The organism is Paraburkholderia sp., assembly GCF_035501035.1.
Taxonomy (GTDB): Bacteria; Pseudomonadota; Gammaproteobacteria; order Burkholderiales; family Burkholderiaceae; genus Paraburkholderia.
On the sequence record NZ_DATJWR010000237.1, the window covers coordinates 1 to 19,012 of the forward strand.

A 19,012-nucleotide genomic window follows, 5' to 3' on the forward strand; every position below is an offset into this window, starting at 1 on the left:
ATGACCATGAACTCGCCCACGAAGCCCGAGGTGCCCGGCAGGCCGAGGTTGGCCATGCAGAACAGCATCATGAAGGCCGCGTAGCGCGGCATCACGTTGACGACGCCGCCATAGGCCGAGATCGTGCGCGTCTTCGTGCGATCGAACAGCACGCCGATCGAGAGCAGCATCGCGCCCGAGACGAAGCCGTACGAGATCATCTGCACGATCGCGCCTTCGGTGCCGATCTGGTTGAAGAGGAACAGGCCCAGCGTGACGAGACCCATGTGGGCGACCGTCGAGTACGCGAGCAGCTTGGTCATGTCGGTCTGCGCGAGCGCGAGCAGGCTCGAGTAGACCACGGCCACGAGCGAGAGCGTGATGATCGCCGGTGCGAAGAAGTGCGCGGCGTCGGGCGTGATGGGCAGCGTGAAGCGCAGGAAGCCGTAGCCGCCCAGCTTGAGCATGGCCAGCATCACGGTCGCGCCGGTGGGCGCTTCGAGGTGGACGTCGGGCAGCCACGTGTGGAACGGCCACATCGGCACCTTCACCGCGAAGGCCGCGAAGAAGCCGATGAACACGAGAATCTGCGGAATGAAGCCGAGCGTGAGGCTATGCCACACGGCCATGTCGAAGGTGTGCGACTGGCTGTAGAGGTACAGCATCGACACCAGCATCAGCAGCGAGCCGCCGAACGAGAAGAAGAAGAACTTCACCGCGGCGTAGGTGCGGCGCGCATTGCCCCACGTGCCGATCAGCAGGTACAGCGGGATCAGCGTGGCTTCGAAGAACACGAAGAAGAGCATGCCGTCGGTGGCCGCGAAGGTGCCGACCATCAGCCCCGAGAGAATCAGGAACGCGCCGAAGTACTGGGCGACGCGCACCGTGATCGATTCCCACGAAGCGATCACGATCACGAGCGTCGTGAACGCGGTCAGCACGACCAGCCACAGCGAAATGCCGTCGATTCCGAGTCGCCACGCCACGCCGAACTCGGGCAGCCAGTCGCGGAACTCGACGAACTGCATGCCGGCCGTATGATTGTCGAAGCCGGAGATGAGCGGGAGGGTCAGCAGCAGGCTGACAATCGCGCCAAAGAGCGCCAGCCAGCGCGCGCGCTGCGGATGACGATCCGACCCGAGGCGCAGCACTGCCACGCCGAACAGGATGGGAATCCAGATCGCCAGACTCAGAAATGGAACGGATTGCATTTCAACAGGACCTCAAAAATGCGGAGCAAATAGCTTCGTCAGCGCACACCCGGGTGCGCAAGCAACTTGAAAGATTAACGCGGGGTGAAAATCGGACCAGGCTGGCTGTAATGTATTTGTCAGCTACGAGGCGAAATGCAACACACGTTCAAGGGTTAACGAGGGTAAACGGAAAGTGGAAGTTTTGCAGCGCAACAACACGGGCCGGATCATTCGTTGATACAAGTCATTGTTTTTATTCAGTTTCGTACTAAGAGGAAAAACAACAAATGCGCCTTTTGAGCCTGTTTTTGATCCAGAAAACCACGTTGGCGACCTTCAGGACACGTCCAGCCGCGGCAAGTGGTCGCGCTGCGCGGCCCGAATAATACCTTACATGTTTCTGTCTAATCAATTACTTATGCATCGGGGTATGGCCCCGGCCGCCCGCCAGGATACGTGCCAGGGGCGAGTGCGGCGCCCTTGCGCAGCGCAAAAAAATGCCCCGGCCGTTACAGGGCCGGGGCCAACTCTCACTATGCGCCAGGGACTGAAACACGCATGCCCGGACTTTAGCGTCTTGTGCCCCCGCAATTAAGCGCGCAGCCTGGAAGAGTCCTTTCTGGGCGGTGTGAGGTCGCGGTTCATGCCATTGTCCAACATCAATAAATGCGAATCATTTGCATTTATGCCTGCTTTGCCCCAGAATGCACTCCAAGCCGGATGCCCCGGCACGATCCCTCGTTAGCCGGCTTTGCATGGCCCGAAGTCCGAGCTTTGCATCGGACCAGAGCAGGCGCTTTGCTTGGGCCCGGAGTAAGTAGCTCCAGCCGACAGCTAAAGCGCCAACTCTGGTCGACAGCTGAGGCACTAATTCCGGCCGACCGGAGGCTTCATGAGCTACACCGCCCTTTTTGCGAGAAATGACACGCTGATCGACGACACTTTCGTCCAGCACCCCGACAGCGCCGAACAGACTGTCCTGCACGCCGTGCGCACCTGGCTGCGCCCACATTGCGACGCCTACGGGAAAGCGGAAAGCTGGCGCAGCGTGCTGACCGACGCCGGACTCGGCGCAGACGGCATCGGCCACTTCGACCAGCTGATGGGCACACTGCGCCGCGCCTCGTGCCGTCCGCTCGACACGCGCTGCCGCTGCGCTTCGGAGCTCGCGAAAGACGAGGGCTCGCTATTGCAGGTCATCGCTCTCCTGCAGTCCACGCGCAGCGAAGCCGCGGTGCAACTGCTCAACGACTGGCTGCCGATGCCGAGCGTGAGCGGCATGCTCAAGTCCGCGCGCTGGTTCGCGATCGCATTGCTCGACGTGGGCCTGCAGGTGAGCGACCGTTCGCGGCGCGTTACCTACATGCACTGATTTGCCTGCACTCGAATGCATGCTGGCGTGCGCGTGCAGAAAGGCATGCGTCAGCGCCGAGATGGAGGAATGAGGCGCTACTTTCGCGCCCTCGTGCGCTCGCGTAGAAAGCGGCGCACCGCGCGCGCCATCTTCGGGTACTGCTCGCCGGGCACGGCGAACAACACGAGCGCACACAACGCGAGCACGCCGCAGAAGAGAAATGTGCCGCGATAACCGAACGCCTGCACGAGCATGCCCGAGAGCACACCGGAAAGAATCGAGCCGAGCCGCGCCGCGTTGAAGAAGAGCGCCGTTGCCCGCCCCGGCGACGAAGGCATCAGATCCTGCACGAAGGTCATGCCAAGACACGACGTGACGGCAACCACGAAGGCGTTGAGGATCTGCATCGGAATCAGTGCATGCACGCCGGGCGCGAGTGACATCGAAACGAAGTAGACGGCATGCACCACGGCGCACGCGGCCAGCCACCACTGCTTGTCGAGCATCGAGGCACGCGAGCCGAGCGCGAGCATCATCGGAATCTCCATGAACGCGCCGAGCCCGAGCATGATCGACACGTCGATGCGCGTGCCGTTCAGACCATGCACGATATAGAGCGGCAACACGATCATCGTCGCGTTCGCAGCGAGGCCGATGAGTGTCAGCGCAACGATCGCGCGGATGATGTCTTTCTGCGAACCCTCCGGTGCGCTCGCGAGCGGGCGAGAGGCCTTTGCTTTCGACACGTTCGTTGCCAGCGTTGCCGGATCGCGCGGTGCGCCAGGCTGCACCTCGGCCTGCGTAAGCGGCTGGCCTTCGTATTGGGCCGCACGCTCCTCCGCCAGTTCCTGCGCGACCTCGCCCGAGGTGGGGCGCGCCATGAGGTGCTGCGTGGCATGCTCGTCGAGCCGCGGCTCGCGCATGCGCCAGACGATCGTTCCGCAAGCGGCAAAGCTCGCCGCTGCGAACAGGAACAACCCATAGAAACTGGTCGCCGCGAGCACGAGCGCGCCGACCGCCGGGCCGAACACCCACGCGGCGGAAAGGATCGTGCGCAACGTTGCGCTGGCGAAGGTGCGCTCGGCGTCGTCGCTCGCGGGCAGCGCCGCGCGGCTGAACGAGAACACGAGCGAGAGCGCGCAACCGCCCGCGCCGATGAACGCAACGCCGACGAGAAGCAAAAGCCGGTAATCGCGCACGACGCATAGACAGAGATACCCGAGCGTAGCCGCGCATAGCGACACCAGCAGCAGCAGCCGATGCTTGCCGGTGGCGTCGCTCCAGCGTCCCGCCGCCGTGCTCGCGATCACGCCGCTCGTGGCAATGGCGGTCATGAATATGCCCAGCCGGAACGGCGTCATGCCGGCGCGCTCGACGCCAAAGAGCGAGAGATAAGGCGCGGTGAAGGACATCGCCACGCCGAGCATCAGGGTCGCGCCCGCGAGCGGCAGAAAACCGGGAATACGCAGCAGACTGAGAAAGCGCGAGTTCTTGAGCACGGCGCGACGGGGCTGGCGAGAAGGGAGTTGGCCGCGCGTGCACGATCACGCAACGGCCATACCGACGGCGATTATCCGGTCAAACTCCCACACTGTGCAAGGTTGCGGCCGCCACGATCAACATCTGGATTCGCTATCCACAGCTTTCGTGGACAGCCTTGTGCGTAACCGTGGGACGACTGCCTCAAGTGCTTGATGCGACTCGGTTTGTGCGCAAAGTTGCCGATTGTTGCAGTGACCGCGCTCAGTGGAAAAAAGCGCGGGGGCTTTTGCACAGATTTCGTCGACAAGTCCCGTGGATAACTTCGCGGCTGCGACGCTGAAGCCCACGCCACATGGCACTCCGGGCTTTCTGTGGGGAAAATATCCGTTTCCCTCTGCGGGGAAAGGTCTACATACTAAAAATTAGCCCTGTATCAATTACAGGCTAACGGCGACCTGCCAGGCATTTCTACAAATCACTTGTTGAACGAAAAGGTCGACGACTGACCTGCAGCAGGCTACGCACACACATGGCAATACGAGTTCCGCCAATTGCGCGGGATGCAGCACGAACGTAGCAGGTTTGCAGTTACGCCGGCGGATAAACCGCCGGATACGGCGTTCAATGTACTTCCATGTTTCGACCGCTAGCGTCTCCCGCTCGAAAAACCTGCGGTCCGTGATTTCACCCCATAGCCATATGGCACTCTTCCTTCGATGAACTGACCTCATTGGTCGTTTTGTCATGGCGGCACTGAAGCTCCTGTGGCAGCACGGTCCAATGCAGCGTCCATTCCTCCATCTCCACGGGCACGCCGAAATGATGGGCGACCCACCTGCACAACCCGTCGGAATTGCGCGACTCGGAAAGCAGCAGCGGCGTCGCAGCAAGGCGCGCGTGCGTGGGTAGTGACACGGTGCGGTCCTGCCGTGGAGACATCCCCGTGAAGCAGCCGGTATAAAACGAGAAGCGGTCGTGCTCTGGCCGGTCGAGACTGACCACCGCCTGCGCATTGCCCCAGGAGCGAAAGAAGATCGTCAGCGCCCGGTGATGGAAGATATCGAGGAAGTTCGACAGCGTTGCGTCCCCGCGAAGTTCTTCACGCTCGTGCGCGATTTCCGTCGCGTGGATCGGCAGCGGCCCGTTGGGTCCGAGCATGCCCAGGCTGTTTAGCCGGATGTGCAGCTTGTTGTCCTCGATCTTCGCCTCCGCTATCTCGCTCGGCGCAAAGATGAGGCTCGGTTTCTGGCCGACTCGAAAGGTTGTCGCCATCGATGCGCACGTTGTAGCCCGCATCAAATCTCGAGTTGGCATGGTCGCTCGTCACCTGCACCTGGAGCTGGCCGGGGGGTGTCGTCGGTCACCACCGTGTTCGATCCCTTGCCCCACCCGTCCAGGTCCTGGCTGCGCCAGCGCGAGAGCGCGTGGTTCGCGTACAGGTCCCACGGCACCTCGTTGTTGTCCGTGACATGGCTGCCTAAAATGAACGGCCGGTCCGGGTCCAGGTTCACAAATCCGATATAGACGTGATCGCCCACGCGCGGAATCCACATGCCCCCGTACCGGTGCCCCTGCCACACCTGCATGAGCGGTATCCAGCACGACGCCTCTGCGTATCGATGACTGACCGTTCTGTCGTGGCGGCGAAAAGATTCACGGCCGGGGCACAGTACAGGGCAAAATCCGACGCGTCGATCTGCTGGTCCAGCATCGCGACCTCGCGCGAGAGCAACAGCACGATTTCCACCTCGGGGCCGTCGATGCGCTTCAGGCCCGCTGCCAGCCTCGTCACCGTGAAGAAGCCGTAGCGGGTCGGCAGCATGAAGAATTCATGAACCAGCCTGTGCCCGTGGAACTTGGGCCATGTGGAACGTAGCAGGCTCTCATGAGGCTCCAGGCCCTCGTGCCGCACACGCATCGTTGGCCTGCCAGGAAGCTTCGCGCCGTACAGGCAGGCGCTCCACGTAGGGGTCCCCGACCTCGCCGGCCTGGCTGCGGAGTCTTGCGGCGATCTTGGGATGCGGTTGCGCGAAGCGCAGCTTGTAGGATTCGATGTGGTATCGAAGTTCCTCCGCGTACCGACCGGGAAGTTCCGGGTCCATGGATGCCCTGTCAAAAACTGTTAGTTATGCAGAGTGAATAGATTGCTTTCCCGCATCGGTAAGCGAACGATTATGTGGCGCGGCAGGTCACTATGTTGCTCATAGCGAGGGGGAACGTTGCGATAGGTCAGAAAGCGAACAACGGCCTGACTGATGTCAACCAGCACCTGGCTAACAGAAATTCGGAATAGCGGATTGCGGCCAGCGCCATCATTTCCCAGACCTGGTTCATGGCGCGGCTGCGGCCGTCGCTGGTTGCCCGCTCTCGATCTCATCCGAGACGCGAAAAATGCCCTTCAAGCATGTGAGATAACTTTCCGACCACCCGGGCAGCAGCGAGATTTTCGTCAGGCGTTTCGTCGTTGGCGGAGCCGCAATGAATAGCCGATTGATGTTGGTCGAGGTCCGCTCCGGTTCACGAATCGGACCGCTCGTAACACGGGAAGGACGGTAAGCGATCACCGAGCAGCGTTGACAGACCGGCGTAATGGAAACTGCCGGCCCTTTCAACCCTACCCAATCCAGATGTTCCACAACAATAACTGTGGAACCCTGGGAGCTTGCGCTATCCACAGCTTTCGTGGACAGCCTTGTGCGTAACCGTGGGACGGCTGCCTCAAGTGCTTGATACGACTCGGTTTGTGCACAAAGTTGCCGATTGTTGCAGTGACCACGCTCCGTGGAAAAAAGCGCGGGGGCTTTTCCACAGATTCCGTGGGTAGCCCTGTTAGCAACTTCTGGACAGCCACACCAAGTCTCTGATTGGAAAAGCGAAGTACGCAAACGACACGCAAGATGCACGTTTTTCGCGCAGCCAAGTTGTCCACAGTTTTTCTGGACAAACCTGTTGATAACCACCTGGGGATTGCGCCAACTCCTTGATCGCACGGACACTTCGTCGTTTGTGTCGCGGTTGCATCAATTTGCGCTTCCGATGGGCAACCGATAGGCAACCAGGCGGCGGCGCAAATGTTTCCCAACGGCCGCCGCAGTCCCCACACCAACGCATACACGCAAACGTTCACGCCAGATCCAGTGCCCCTGTGAGATCGCCCGGCGGCGTCTGCCCGCGCGATGCAAACGCCTGATCGCGCGCGCTCACCCCATCGAGCGGCGCGAGGCCGTGCACGCGGCTGATGAAGCGCAGGATCGAAACGGTGTCGTAGAACGTGTGGTCGACGTAGCCCTTCTTCGCGAACGGCGCGATCACGAGCGTGGGAATGCGCGAGCCCGGGCCCCAGCGGTCACCCACCGGCGGCGCGACGGGGTCCCACCAGCCGCCGTTCTCGTCGTGCGTCACCACGATCATCGTGTTCGCCCATTGCGGGCCGCGCTGGATGTGCTCGATCACGGTGGCGATGTGGCGGTCGCCCGACTCCACGTCCGCATAGCCGGCATGCATGTTCAGATTGCCCTGCGGCTTGTAGAACGTCACTGCGGGAAGCCGTCCCGCGTCGATGTCCGCGAGCAGCCGGTTCGTCGACGGGTCGTCGCCCACGCCCGCATCGCGCAGATGCTGCGCCCGCGCGGCCGTGCCCGGCGCGAAGTTCGCAAAGTAGTTGAACGGCTGATGGTGATACTGGAAGTCGGGGACCGCGCCCGTGTCGCGATGGTCGAGCGCGAACTGCCACGCGCCGCTATACCAGGCCCAGTCGACGCCCTTCGCCGAAAGACGGTCGCCGATCGTCGCGTAGGTCTGCGGGCGCAGCACGCGCGGGTTGGACGGATCGGCGAGCGCCGGGTTGCCGTCCTCGGGCGGCCGCACGTTGCTCGGCTGGTATGGCGGCGCCATCGTGTTGACCGCGTAGCCGTCCGGCGTGAAGAGCCCGTCGTTGACGAACTTCGGCGGTCCGTCGAGCGCCGACTTCGGCGAGTTCTCCGCGACCTTCAGCCGTGTGCCCGTGGGATCGTCGCCCTCCACCACCGAAGCAAGATGCTTCGCGGGGCTCGTCTGGATGTCCGCGTATTGCGGCGCCTGCGCGGAGATCAGGAAGATGTGGTTCAGCCACGAACCGCCAAACGCGGCCATGAAGAAGTTGTCGCACAGCGTGTACTGCTGGGCGAGGTTCCAGAGCCGCAGCGTCTGCGCCGAGTTCTCGTAGTAGCCCATCACGAGGCCGCCCGAATCGCCCCACGCGGCGAACTGGTCGTTGCGGCCCGCGTTGATCTGCATTTGGTTCTGGTAGAAACGATGCACGAGATCGCGCGTGATGATCGCGTTCGGCAACGGCTCGCCGTGCGCATCGACGATACGAAACGGCTGGTTCGAGAGGCCCGTGATCGCGTGCTCGGCAATCATGTAGCGTTTGCCGTCCAGTTCCTGCGCCTGGGGCACGAGGCCGCCCCAGATCTTCGGCAGTTGCGGCAGCGGCGTCTTGCCGTCGCGATCGAGTTGCACATAGCGCTGCGCGCTCACGCTGGCGAGCGGCATCTGGACGCCGGGATAGTTGCCGTACAGATTGACGAAGCTGCGATTCTCCGCATAGATCACGACGATCTGGCGCACCTGGTCGCGCAGCGCGGCGTCGATGCGCGCGTCGGCAGCACTGCGCGGCGCGTTCGATGCATTCTGCGCGGGCGTCTGGCAGCCGCCGAGCGCAAGGCCCACGCCAACAGCAGCCAGGCCGCCAAGGACGCGGCGGCGCGCGGGGTCGTCCGGACCCGTGGGAATGGCGTTGTCTTCGGGGTGCCCGGCTTTCGGGTCGTCGTCCTGCTTCATGTACCTGCCTCCATGTCGGGGGAGCGCGCAATGCCGCGCGCGGCGAGCCACGAATTACAAGGCAGGAGAATACCGGTTCCTTCGCCGGCGAGCCACGCAGGAAAATCGTGCGCGACGCTTCAGGCAAATCTCTTCAGCCGTCGCGCGGCATGCGCGGCACACTCGCCGCGGCGTTGGGCTGGGCTTGCGCCAGCGTTTGCGCGGGGCGCGGCTCGTTCACGTGACCGTCATGCGCCGCGCGCAGCGCGCCAGGCAAGGTCGCGCGCTCATGCCGCGGCACGTTGCCTTCTTCGGTCCAGAGCGGATCGGGAATCTCGCCGAACACCTGGCGCAGCCGCGCGCCCCAGGTCGAATGGATCATCTGGAAATACGCATTCGACTGGTCGATCGACGCGTAGCGCGTGATGCGCAGCGTGTCGCGCTCGTACACGAGCAGGTCGAGCGGCAAGCCCACCGAAAGGTTCGAGCGCAGCGTCGAATCCATGGAAATCAGCGCGCATTTCGCGGCTTCGTCGAGCGGCGTGCGCGGCGTCAGCACGCGATCGATGATCGGCTTGCCATACTTCGATTCGCCGATCTGGAAATACGGATTGACGCTCGATGTCTCGATGAAGTTGCCGGCCGCATAAATCTGGAACAGCCGCATGTGCTGGTTGCCGATCTGGCCGCCAAGAATGAAGCTGCAGTTGAAATCGACGTTGAAGCTCTTGAGCGCATCCGCGTCGCGCCGATGCACCTCACGCACCGCTTCGCCCACCACGCGCGCGGCTTCGACCATGGTTGGCGCATTCCAGAGCGTGGTGCGCGCCGAGTCCTGCGGCTCGGTCAGGACCTGCAGCGAAGCCTGCGTGATCGCCAGATTGCCCGCCACGAGCAGCACGAGCACGCGCTCGCCGGGCTCCTCGAACACGGCCATCTTGCGCGACGTGCTGACGTGATCGACACCCGCGTTCGTGCGCGTATCCGAAAGGAACACGAGCCCCTGCTCCACCGCCATTGCCACACAGTACGTCATGCGCCTCCTTGCTACACGTTCGGCACGCCGATCCCGCGCCGCGTTTCGCTTCTTCTGTATTTACTGCATCTGCTGCATCTGTCACTTCGACCTCGCGCGCGGCTTTCGTTCTGGCCCGCACGCTATTGCTGCGACTGCTGCGCGCTCACCTGCACGCTGACATCGAGCGTCTCACCCGCCCCGCCGACACGGCTGCCTCGCACCGGCGCGGCAGCGTCGTAGTCGCGTCCTACCGCAATGCGGCAATATTTTTCGCTCGCGAAACAGGCGTGCGTGACGTCGACGGTCACCCAGCCATTGTCGAGCCAGACATCGACCCACGCGTGGCTCGCCATTTCCGGCACGTCGCCCGGGTCGACGTAGCCGCTCACGTAGCGCGCCGGTACGCCGCGCGCGCGGCACAGCGCGAGCATCACATGCGCATGATCCTGGCACACGCCGCGGCCGAGCGCCAGCGCATCTGCCGCGGAATGTGTCACGTCCGTGACGCCGGATTCGTAGCGCACGCGCTCCGTGACGCGCGCAGCCGCATCGAGTATGGCCGCCGCGTTGTCGAGCGGCGCGAGGCTGTGCGCGAACTCCATGAGCGCCTCGTCGGCCTCGGTAAGGGGCGTGGGCGACGTGAAGTGGTGCATCGGCACCGGGCCCTCGCCTTCGGACAGGCGACCGTCTGGCAGCGGCACGGTTTCCACTTCGCCGCGCACGCGCAGACGGATTTCCGTGTGCGGACGCGTGAGCACCAGCGTCATCAGCGCGTTGCCATAGGCATCGCGGCCCGCGTCGAGCTTGCCAGGCGCATCGACATGCCATTGCGTGACGATCTGCGTGGGCGTGGTGAGCGGCGAAAGCCGCAACTGCTGGATCGAATAGTGCACGGGCGCTTCGTAGCGATAGACCGTGTCGTGCCGGATCGCGAGCTGCATGACGTGTTTCCTCCAACCAGACGAAAGCGATATTCAAAAGCCGCCAACGGACGACGCTAACCGACCGGCAACATCAGATATGTACGCGCGACCTGATTGCCCAGTTCGTACACACGCGCGAGAAACTGCGTGAGAAACGTATGCACGCCAATCGAAAAGATCTGCCTGAGGTCGGCGTAGAGCAGTTCGGCACGCAGCTTGCCCGCGGTGCGCTCGACTTCACGCGAGGTTTCGGTGCGCAGCATCGCGAGATTGGCGCACACGCCATCCAGCGATGCCAGCAATGAGCGCGGCATCTGCTGATTCAGGATCAGCAGTTCCACCACGCGCGCGGGCGTCACCACGTCGCGGTAAACCTTGCGGTAGATTTCCAGCGCCGAAACCGAGCTCAGAATCGAGGTCCAGTAATAGAAGTCTTCGAGTTGCCGCGCGGCCGAACGGGAATCGGCGTTGTCCACTTCGACGAAGCGCACGTCGAGAATGCGCGCGGTGTTGTCCGCGCGTTCGAGGAACGTGCCGAGCTGTGTGAAGAACAGCGCGTCGTCCTGCAACGCCGTGCCGAGACGCACGCCGCGCGACAGATGCGAGCGGAACTTCACCCATTCGAACAGCGCCTCCGGATGCGACTCCAGCTCGCCGCTGCGCAAATGCTCGACGAATTGCAGCCATGTGTCGTTGATCGTCTCCCACCACTCCGTCGTGAGCGTGCCGCGCACCGCGCGCGCGTTCTCGCGCGTTGCCTGCAGGCATGAATAGATGCTCGACGGATTCGTTGGGTCTGCAACGAGAAATTTCAGCACGTTGCTGCTCGTCGTTTCCTCGTGGCGTGCATCAAAGGCCGGTTCGAGTTCGGAAATGCGCAGCATCGCGCGGTGCGTGCGCGGTTCCGCGTCCGCACTACCGGGCAGCAGCAGCGCCTTCAGGTTGATATCGAGCATGCGTGCGGTATTTTCCGCGCGCTCCATGTAACGGGCCATCCAGAACAGATGATCGGCGGTGCGGCTCAGCATGATCTAACCTCTCCTCCTTGAGCGTACGACATGGGCAGTGAAATCATTCGAGCACCCACGTGTCCTTGGTCCCGCCGCCCTGCGACGAGTTGACGACGAGCGAGCCCTCCTTCAACGCGACGCGCGTCAGTCCGCCCGCCACCATTTGAATCGTTTTGCCGGAGAGCACGAAGGGCCTCAGATCGATATGGCGCGGCGCGATGCCCGCCTCGACGAAGGTCGGGCAGGCCGAAAGCGAGAGCGTGGGCTGTGCGATGTAGTTGCCGGGCCGCGCGACGAGCCGCGCGCGAAACGCCTCGATTTCCTCGCGCGTGGAAGCCGGCCCGACCAGCATGCCGTAGCCACCCGCCCCATGCACCTCCTTCACGACGAGGTCCGGCAGGTGTTCGAGCGTCCACGCGAGATCGTCGGGACGGCGGCATTGCCATGTCGGCACGTTCTTCAGGATCGGCTTTTCGCCCAGATAGAACTCGATCATGTCCGGCACATACGGATAGATCGACTTGTCGTCGGCTACGCCCGTACCCATCGCGTTTGCGAGCACGACGCGGCCCGCGCGGTACGCCGTGAGCAACCCCGGCACGCCGAGCGCCGAATCGGCGCGAAACGCGAGCGGATCGAGAAAGTCGTCGTCCACGCGCCGGTAGATCACGTCGACGCGCCGCGGTCCTTGCGTCGTCCGCATGAATACATAGTTGTCCTCTACGAACAGATCCTTGCCCTCGACGAGCTCGACACCCATCTGCTGCGCAAGGAACGTATGCTCGAAATACGCCGAGTTGTACATGCCGGGCGTGAGCAGCACCACGACCGGATCGTCCGCGCCGTCGGGCGCCACCGAGCGCAACGTATCGCGCAGCAGATCGGGATAGTGTGCGACCGGCGCCACCTTGTGCTGCACGAACAGCTCGGGAAAGAGCCGCATCATCATCTTGCGGTTCTCCAGCATGTACGACACGCCGGAGGGCACGCGCAGATTGTCTTCGAGCACATAGAAGGCGCCGTCGCGCCCGTCACGCACGATGTCGATGCCCGCGATATGCGCATAGATGCCCAGCGGCAAGTCGATGCCCTGCATCTCCGGCCGGTATTGCGCGTTCGTGTAGACCTGCTCGGGCGGAATCACGCCGGCGCGCACGATCTCGCGCTCGTGATAGACGTCGTGAAGGAACCGGTTGAGCGCCTGCACGCGCTGGCGCAGACCGCGCTCGAGCAAGGCCCACTCGTCGGCGGGAATGATGCGTGGAATGAGATCGAAGGGAATCAGCCGCTCGGTGCCCGAGAGGTCCCCGTTCACGGCGAACGTGATGCCGACCCGCCTGAACAGCAAGTCCGCCTCGGCGCGCTTGCGCGCCATCGTCTCACCCGTCTGCCTGTCCAGCCAGTGCTGGAAGCGGTCGTAATGCGGGCGCACTGCGCCCTCGTCGCGCATCTCGTCATGAACTTGCATCGTTTCGTTCTCGCGCGTGTAAATGCAACAGCATGCGGCGGCGCGCCGCGTTTCGTCACATCATTGGGACAGCATGCCTTGCGCGCTGCGGTACGCGCTTAAAAAGCAATTGACATGCCATCTCGCCGGCAGGATGCATGCGCCCAATTGGTGCAAGTCGCGCATGATCGGCAGTATCGAAACGGCGCGCATTCATGCTACGCCACCTGCGCGCTTCAAGGTGGTGCACCGCGCGAGCGGCACGGCGTATGCGCATGTTTCGAAATCGGCAAGGAACATCTCCAATGAACGGACCTGGCGTTGCACGCAGGCGCCTTGCGCGAATCACGGCATGGCGAGCGAGTCTCGCGGTGGTGTTCGCGCTCGCCGGCTGTGCGAGTCAATACGGGCCCATGCCAGCGGCCACGGACCCGGCGACCGAAGGACCGACGCGCACCTTCGTCGCCGTGGTGCAGCGCGACTGGCACACCGACATCTGCCTGCGCATGGACGACGTCGATGCCTGGGTCGCCTCGCTCGCACGCGGGTTCGACGGCGCGCGCGTGCTGTGCTTCGGTTTCGGGGAGAGGCAGTACGTGGTGGAGCGCCGCCACGATCCTTTGACGATGATAGGCGCGCTCATGCCGAGCGAGGCCGCCATCCTGATGACCGTCCTGCGTGCCGCGCCCGAGGCCGCATTCGGCGCGCAGAACGTCGTGGAGGTCCCCGTTGACGACGCGGGACTGGCGGGCGTGCAGCGCTACCTTCGCGCTTCGTTGCAAACAGACGCGACAGGCTCGCCCCGGCGCCTGGCCAATGGCCCCTATGAGGGCAGCCTGTTTTTCGCGGCGTCCGGCACCTACGACGCGCTCCACACCTGCAATACGTGGACCGCGCGGGCATCGCGCTCGGCGGGACTGGCCGGCCTGTCGGACACGATGTTCGCCACAAGCCTGATGCGTGAAGTCCGGCGAGCGGTCGAGTCACAACCGCCGAACCGCACGTCATTCAACGCAGCCTCAGGAATGCCCGGTGAATAGATCAGCAAGGCGCGATACAGACCGTACCCGGTTGCACGGTGCTCGACTGCGGCACGACGACGGTCTGACGCGGCGGCGGATTCGGGTCGCTGCTGCTGAACGACAGGCAACCCGCCAGAGCGAGGGGCAACAGGAAAACAATAAGAGTGAGCCGATGCATATGAATCTCCCGGATCGGTCAAAGCTGGCGTCGCGCGAATTACGCGACCCCACTATGGCGGGAGCAAGCCGGATGCCGCTCAGTTCAGATCATTGAGAGGCCGCGCTTTCGCGATTACGCGCGGCAGCGAGGCCCGCGCGCCGCTGCACGCCCCATTTGCGCCGCCCGAGCAGGAAATGCAGCCAGCCGAGCGCGGCACCGCTGTGGCGCATCAACTGGAACGAGAACGGCTCGAAGATGGCGGCGAGCAGCGCCATGCCGAAGCTCGAGTGCGTCCGGTCGCCGCTCCAGCGGCGATACAGATGTACGGAGTACAAATGAAATGCAAGGTCGATCGCAATCTTGCCAACGATCACGCCTAGCACCGGCAGCACGATCGTGAAACGGCCATCGAACAGGAAGCCGAGCAGCAACGCGAACGCCGTCAACCCATAGATGGGCTGCACGGTGTCGAACGCCTTGACAGGCAGCATCATGAGCCCGAGCTTGCCGTACAGACGATTACCCGTCATGTCGCGATACCAGTACTGCGTCTGCAGGAAGCCAGCGAACCAGCGGCGGCGCTGGCGCAGGAAACTCGCGAGCGTGCCGGGGGCGTCGGTGCTCGCGCGCGCCGAGCCGAGCACGCGCACGTCCCAGCCCAGTCCCTCGCGCGCCGAGTAACGGCGCAGACGGTGTATCAGCTCGTAATCTTCGACGAGGCAATGCGGATCGAAGCCGCCCACTGCCATCACCGCATCGCGGCGAAAACCCGCGAATGCGCCGGAGACCAGCAACAGGCTGTCGGCGCGCATCCATGCGAAGCGCGAAATGAAATTGCGGATGTACTCGTATGTCTGGAACCACTGGAAGAAGCGGCCGCTCAGCGTGTGGTCGCAAAGCGGCGTGAGCAGGCCCGCTGCCGCCACGAGTTCGGGCTCGCGGCCAAACGCACTCGCCATCGCGGCGCAGGCGTCGGGCTCGAGCAACGTGTCGGCGTCGACGGTCATGACCGTTTCGGTTGCGATGGCAAGCAACGCGGCGTTGAGCGCGCGCGCCTTGCCGCCGTGCGCGAGCTTCAGCCATCGCAGATTCGGATACTGGGGCGAAGGCGCGCTCAACTGCCCTTCGCCTGGATCGTGGAGGCCGTAGCGCTCGGCCAGCAGCGCGGCCGTGCCGTCGGTCGAGCCGTCGTCGGCGATCACGATCTGCTGCGGCACGCGGGTTTGCGCGAACAGCGCGTCGAGCGTAATGGGCAGCACCGCGGCTTCGTTGTGCGCGGCGACGATCACGCCGAGCGTGGGCAGCGTCGCCTCGCTTGCGGCGCCGCTCGAAGCCGCGGGCGGCGCGAGCAGCACGCGCGCCTTCCACGCGACGAACATCAGCAACACCGTGTCGTAGACGACATAGGCAATGCCAGTGGACCACGCAACCACGCCCTGCAGGAAGAATGCGCGCGCGAACAGCACGAACCAGAGCACCATGACGCTCAGATGAATCACGATGCTCGCGAATGGCGTGGGCGGTGGAGCGAGGCGCGGCGAGGTGCGCGCGAGCGCCTCTTCAAGCGTGGTTTTCAAGTCGTACCCTTGCGATTGCTCACGGCATCATCCGGCGAATCACCGAATGACGGTCGATCCATTGATGCTTGAGTGCGCCCGCAACATGCAACGCGAGCACGCCGTAAAGGGCATAGCTGCATGCCGTATGCAGCGCGCCGAACTGGTTGTGCAACTGCTCCTTCGTGGCCGGATCGAGATTCATGATGAAGCCAATCCGCGGCCAGGGCACGAGACCATACAGATACATCGGATGCGAGGCCGCGGCCACCCATGCCGAGTCGTGCAGCCAGCCCGTGAGCGGCATCGCGAATATCAGCACGTAGAGCGCGACGTGCGCCGCATGGGCCGCCGCGCGCTCCCAGCCCGGGAATTCGGCCGGCAACGGCGGCGGCCGATGCGTGAGGCGCCAGAGCACGCGCAGGATCGCGAGCCCGAGCACGGTGATGCCGATCGACTTGTGCGTGTCGATCAGGAGCCGGATGGCCGTGTCCGAAAGCGCGCCGTCGGGCAGCAACGCGGCGGTCAGGCCGAGTACGACGTTCGCGAGGATCAGTAGCGCGATCAACCAGTGCAATAGCACTGCCACACGCGTGTACTTCTGCGCCTCGGCAGTGGGATCGGCGAATGCGGATTCTGCGGGAAAAGAGGTCTTCACGGGATCGGGCCGTAACGTTTCAGATGGGATAACGCGCAGCGCAGCGACTTTATTCCCGGTTCCTGCGCGCGCGGCGAATGCTTCGTCGCCAACGTAGTCGCGACGACTCGTGCATTATGCGCCCCGCCGCTAGCCGCTGCAGAAGCGCCCCAGGCGCAGTGCGACGGCCGGCGGGCATGCAATCGTAATGTGGCGGTAACGCGCCTGAAAAGAGGCGCGATGTACGAAAGTTGCCGGGCACAAACAAAAAGGCCGGAGCACCGCTCCGGCCTTGCAGGCCTCTTGCAGGCCTTGATTGCAGGCCTCCAACGCAAGCTTCACGCCCGGCGATACGCCGCCCGGACGCATCGCGCAAGCACGATGCCTGAATCTACTTCCCGCTGCCGGCCTTCTTCTCGATCTGCGCGCCCACGTCGCCGTCGATCTGCTTCCAGTAGTCGAACACGCGCTCGCGCACGGGGCTGCGCACGCCGTTCAGGCTCGCCACCACCTGCTCGACGAGCAACTCGCGCTGCTTCTCGTCGAAGACGTTGCGCACGAGATCGCCCGCCTGGCCGAAATCGTCGTCGTCGGCGTGCAGCGTGTAGGCGCTGCGCACCATCTCGCCGTCGGCTTCCCAGCCGTCTTCCGCCGCGCCGGTCGTGTCCGCCCAGGCACGCCCGAAGCTGTTCGGCGCGTAGGTCGACGCGCTGCCGCTATGCTCGTAGGTCATGTTGCCGTCGAACATATAGGTCTCTACGGGCACCTTCGGCCGGTTCACAGGCAACTGGTGGAAGTTCGTGCCGATGCGCACGCGCTGCGCATCGTTATAGGCGAACGCCCGGCCCAGCAGCATCTTGTCCGGCGAAAGCCCGATGCCCGGCACCGTGTTGCCTGGCGAGAACGCGGCCTGCTCGATCTGCGCGAAGAAGTTCTCCGGATTGCGGTTCAGCGTCATCGTGCCGACCTTGATCAGCGGATAGTCCTTGTGCGACCACGTCTTCGTGAGGTCGAAGGGGTTGAAGCGATACGTCTTCGCGTCGGCATACGGCATGACCTGCACCGAGAGCGTCCACGACGGGAATTCGCCCCGCCCGATCGCCTCGAACAGGTCACGGCGATGGAAGTCGGCGTCTCGGCCGGCCATCGCCTCGGCTTCGGCATTCGTGAAGAACGCCATGCCCTGGTTGGTGTGGAAGTGATACTTGACCCAGAACTTCTCGCCCTTCGCGTTCACCCACATATAGGTGTGCGAGCCGTAGCCGTTCATGTTGCGCCACGTTTTCGGCAAGCCGCGCTCGCCCATCAGGTACGTGACCTGGTGCGCCGATTCCGGATTGTGGGTCCAGAAGTCCCATTGCATTTCGCTGTCGCGCAGGCCCGAGTCGGGCAGCCGCTTCTGGCTGCGGATGAAGTGCGGAAACTTCATCGGATCGCGCACGAAGAACACCGGCGTGTTGTTGCCGACCAGGTCGTAATTGCCCTCGGTCGTGTAGAACTTCAGCGAAAACCCACGCACGTCGCGCCAGGTATCGGGGCTACCCATTTCGCCCGCGACGGTCGAAAAGCGCGCCAGCATTTCCGTGGCCGCGCCCTTCTGGAACAAGGCGGCCTTGGTGTAGCGCGAAACGTCTTCGGTCGTCTTGAATTCCCCGAACGCGCCGGCGCCCTTCGCATGCGGCTGGCGCTCCGGCACCTTCTCGCGGTTGAAATGCGCCATCTGTTCGAGGAAATGCACGTCGTGCAGCAGAATCGGACCGTCGGCCCCGATGGTCAGCGAGTTGCGGTCGCTGAACGCCGGTGCGCCCGTACTCATCGTGGATTGGCCGGAAGACTTGTCGCTCGAAGCACCCATCGCAGTTCTCCTTTTGTCGACCAGAGTTAGGGCTTTAGCCCTTACTCTGGTCCCATGCAAAGCTGTCGACCAGAGTTAGGGCTTTAGCCCTTTACTCCGGTCCCATGCAAAGCTGACGACCAGAGTGGGCGCCTGAGCGCCTTGTCCACTGAAGTCAGCGCTTGAGCCTGACTCCAGTCGCATCTGGTCCCATGCAAGTTGTGATTGCGGATTCGCGGCACCGAGTGGCGCGCGTTTCGCCGGCACAATTGCCTCGGCAAGTTCCGGCTACATGTGCCGCCACCGCTCGACTGGGGACCCACCCGGGCCGCCGCTGCCGCCCGAGGGAGCGTCCATTCTGCCCGCAGACGCAAAACGTTGCGCTCTGGCCGATCGCATACGAATCGGCCTCCCTCACGACCGTTCGATCCGTAGAGAATTTTCACCAGAAAATCAGCCGTTTACATAATTGCTGCGACGCACAAAAAGTTCTTGACACGAATTATGGTTGGGTTAAGATGAACTCGATTGCTGCATCGCACAAACCCTTCTCTGCGCGACCCGGTGATCGATCCGAAAGTTTTCTCTTTTTCGTAA

General features: G+C 63.3%; 16 protein-coding genes. 2 read left to right on the plus strand and 14 right to left on the minus strand.

Annotation, left to right across the window (positions count from 1 at the left end):
* Positions 1 to 1,190: NADH-quinone oxidoreductase subunit M (locus tag VMJ11_RS17330; RefSeq protein ID WP_325620619.1), on the minus strand; the 1,190-nt coding region annotated here is incomplete at its 3' end.
* Between the two features lie 874 nt (positions 1,191 to 2,064).
* Here VMJ11_RS17330 and VMJ11_RS17335 point away from each other — a divergent pair.
* Positions 2,065 to 2,544, plus strand: coding sequence for a hypothetical protein (locus VMJ11_RS17335; RefSeq protein ID WP_325620620.1), 480 nt, complete (start codon positions 2,065 to 2,067; stop codon positions 2,542 to 2,544).
* 77 nt (positions 2,545 to 2,621) lie between these two features.
* On the opposite strand, the gene VMJ11_RS17340 is transcribed toward VMJ11_RS17335, so the two are convergent.
* The 10 genes from VMJ11_RS17340 to VMJ11_RS17380 form a co-directional block, all read right to left on the minus strand.
* A complete protein-coding gene (locus VMJ11_RS17340; protein ID WP_325620621.1) occupies positions 2,622 to 4,025 on the minus strand; it encodes a sugar efflux transporter in 1,404 nt (467 codons plus the stop codon).
* A gap of 667 nt (positions 4,026 to 4,692) precedes the next feature.
* Complete coding sequence (gene tssG, locus VMJ11_RS17345; protein WP_325620622.1) at positions 4,693 to 5,280, minus strand: type VI secretion system baseplate subunit TssG; 588 nt, start codon at positions 5,278 to 5,280, stop codon at positions 4,693 to 4,695.
* Positions 5,281 to 5,303: 23 nt separating this feature from the next.
* Complete coding sequence (locus VMJ11_RS17350; RefSeq protein WP_325620623.1) at positions 5,304 to 5,594, minus strand: phage baseplate assembly protein V; 291 nt, start codon at positions 5,592 to 5,594, stop codon at positions 5,304 to 5,306.
* Positions 5,516 to 5,926, minus strand: coding sequence for a type VI secretion system baseplate subunit TssF (locus VMJ11_RS17355; RefSeq protein ID WP_325620624.1), 411 nt, complete (start codon positions 5,924 to 5,926; stop codon positions 5,516 to 5,518). Before VMJ11_RS17355 ends, VMJ11_RS17350 begins: the two co-directional genes overlap by 79 nt.
* A complete protein-coding gene (locus tag VMJ11_RS34490) occupies positions 5,892 to 6,110 on the minus strand; it encodes a type VI secretion system baseplate subunit TssF (RefSeq protein WP_414694418.1) in 219 nt (72 codons plus the stop codon). Before VMJ11_RS34490 ends, VMJ11_RS17355 begins: the two co-directional genes overlap by 35 nt.
* 1,021 nt (positions 6,111 to 7,131) lie before the next feature.
* The gene (locus VMJ11_RS17360) at positions 7,132 to 8,829 is read right to left on the minus strand and encodes an acid phosphatase (protein WP_325620625.1); all 1,698 of its coding nucleotides are present in this window, start codon (positions 8,827 to 8,829) and stop codon (positions 7,132 to 7,134) included.
* 133 nt (positions 8,830 to 8,962) lie between these two features.
* Entirely contained in the window at positions 8,963 to 9,844 is an 882-nt protein-coding gene (locus tag VMJ11_RS17365; RefSeq protein ID WP_325620626.1) for a proteasome-type protease, read from the minus strand.
* 122 nt (positions 9,845 to 9,966) lie between these two features.
* Entirely contained in the window at positions 9,967 to 10,767 is an 801-nt protein-coding gene (locus tag VMJ11_RS17370; protein WP_325620627.1) for a transglutaminase family protein, read from the minus strand.
* Positions 10,768 to 10,823: 56 nt separating this feature from the next.
* On the minus strand, positions 10,824 to 11,777 hold the full coding sequence (locus VMJ11_RS17375; RefSeq protein ID WP_325620628.1) for an alpha-E domain-containing protein: 954 nt from the start codon (positions 11,775 to 11,777) through the stop codon (positions 10,824 to 10,826).
* A gap of 43 nt (positions 11,778 to 11,820) precedes the next feature.
* Positions 11,821 to 13,227, minus strand: a complete 1,407-nt coding sequence (locus VMJ11_RS17380) for a circularly permuted type 2 ATP-grasp protein (protein ID WP_325620629.1) — start codon at positions 13,225 to 13,227, stop codon at positions 11,821 to 11,823.
* Positions 13,228 to 13,511: 284 nt separating this feature from the next.
* Here VMJ11_RS17380 and VMJ11_RS17385 point away from each other — a divergent pair, with 284 nt between their 5' ends.
* Positions 13,512 to 14,246: a DUF2459 domain-containing protein gene (locus VMJ11_RS17385; RefSeq protein ID WP_325620630.1), complete on the plus strand. Its 735-nt coding sequence runs from the start codon at positions 13,512 to 13,514 to the stop codon at positions 14,244 to 14,246.
* Between the two features lie 249 nt (positions 14,247 to 14,495).
* On the opposite strand, the gene VMJ11_RS17390 is transcribed toward VMJ11_RS17385, so the two are convergent.
* From VMJ11_RS17390 to VMJ11_RS17400, 3 genes are all read right to left on the minus strand, one after another.
* A complete protein-coding gene (locus VMJ11_RS17390) occupies positions 14,496 to 15,965 on the minus strand; it encodes a glycosyltransferase family 2 protein (protein ID WP_325620631.1) in 1,470 nt (489 codons plus the stop codon).
* Between the two features lie 19 nt (positions 15,966 to 15,984).
* Positions 15,985 to 16,602: a cytochrome b gene (locus VMJ11_RS17395; protein ID WP_325620632.1), complete on the minus strand. Its 618-nt coding sequence runs from the start codon at positions 16,600 to 16,602 to the stop codon at positions 15,985 to 15,987.
* A gap of 370 nt (positions 16,603 to 16,972) precedes the next feature.
* Positions 16,973 to 18,436, minus strand: coding sequence for a catalase (locus tag VMJ11_RS17400; RefSeq protein WP_325620633.1), 1,464 nt, complete (start codon positions 18,434 to 18,436; stop codon positions 16,973 to 16,975).
* Between the last annotated feature and the right edge of the window lie 576 nt (positions 18,437 to 19,012).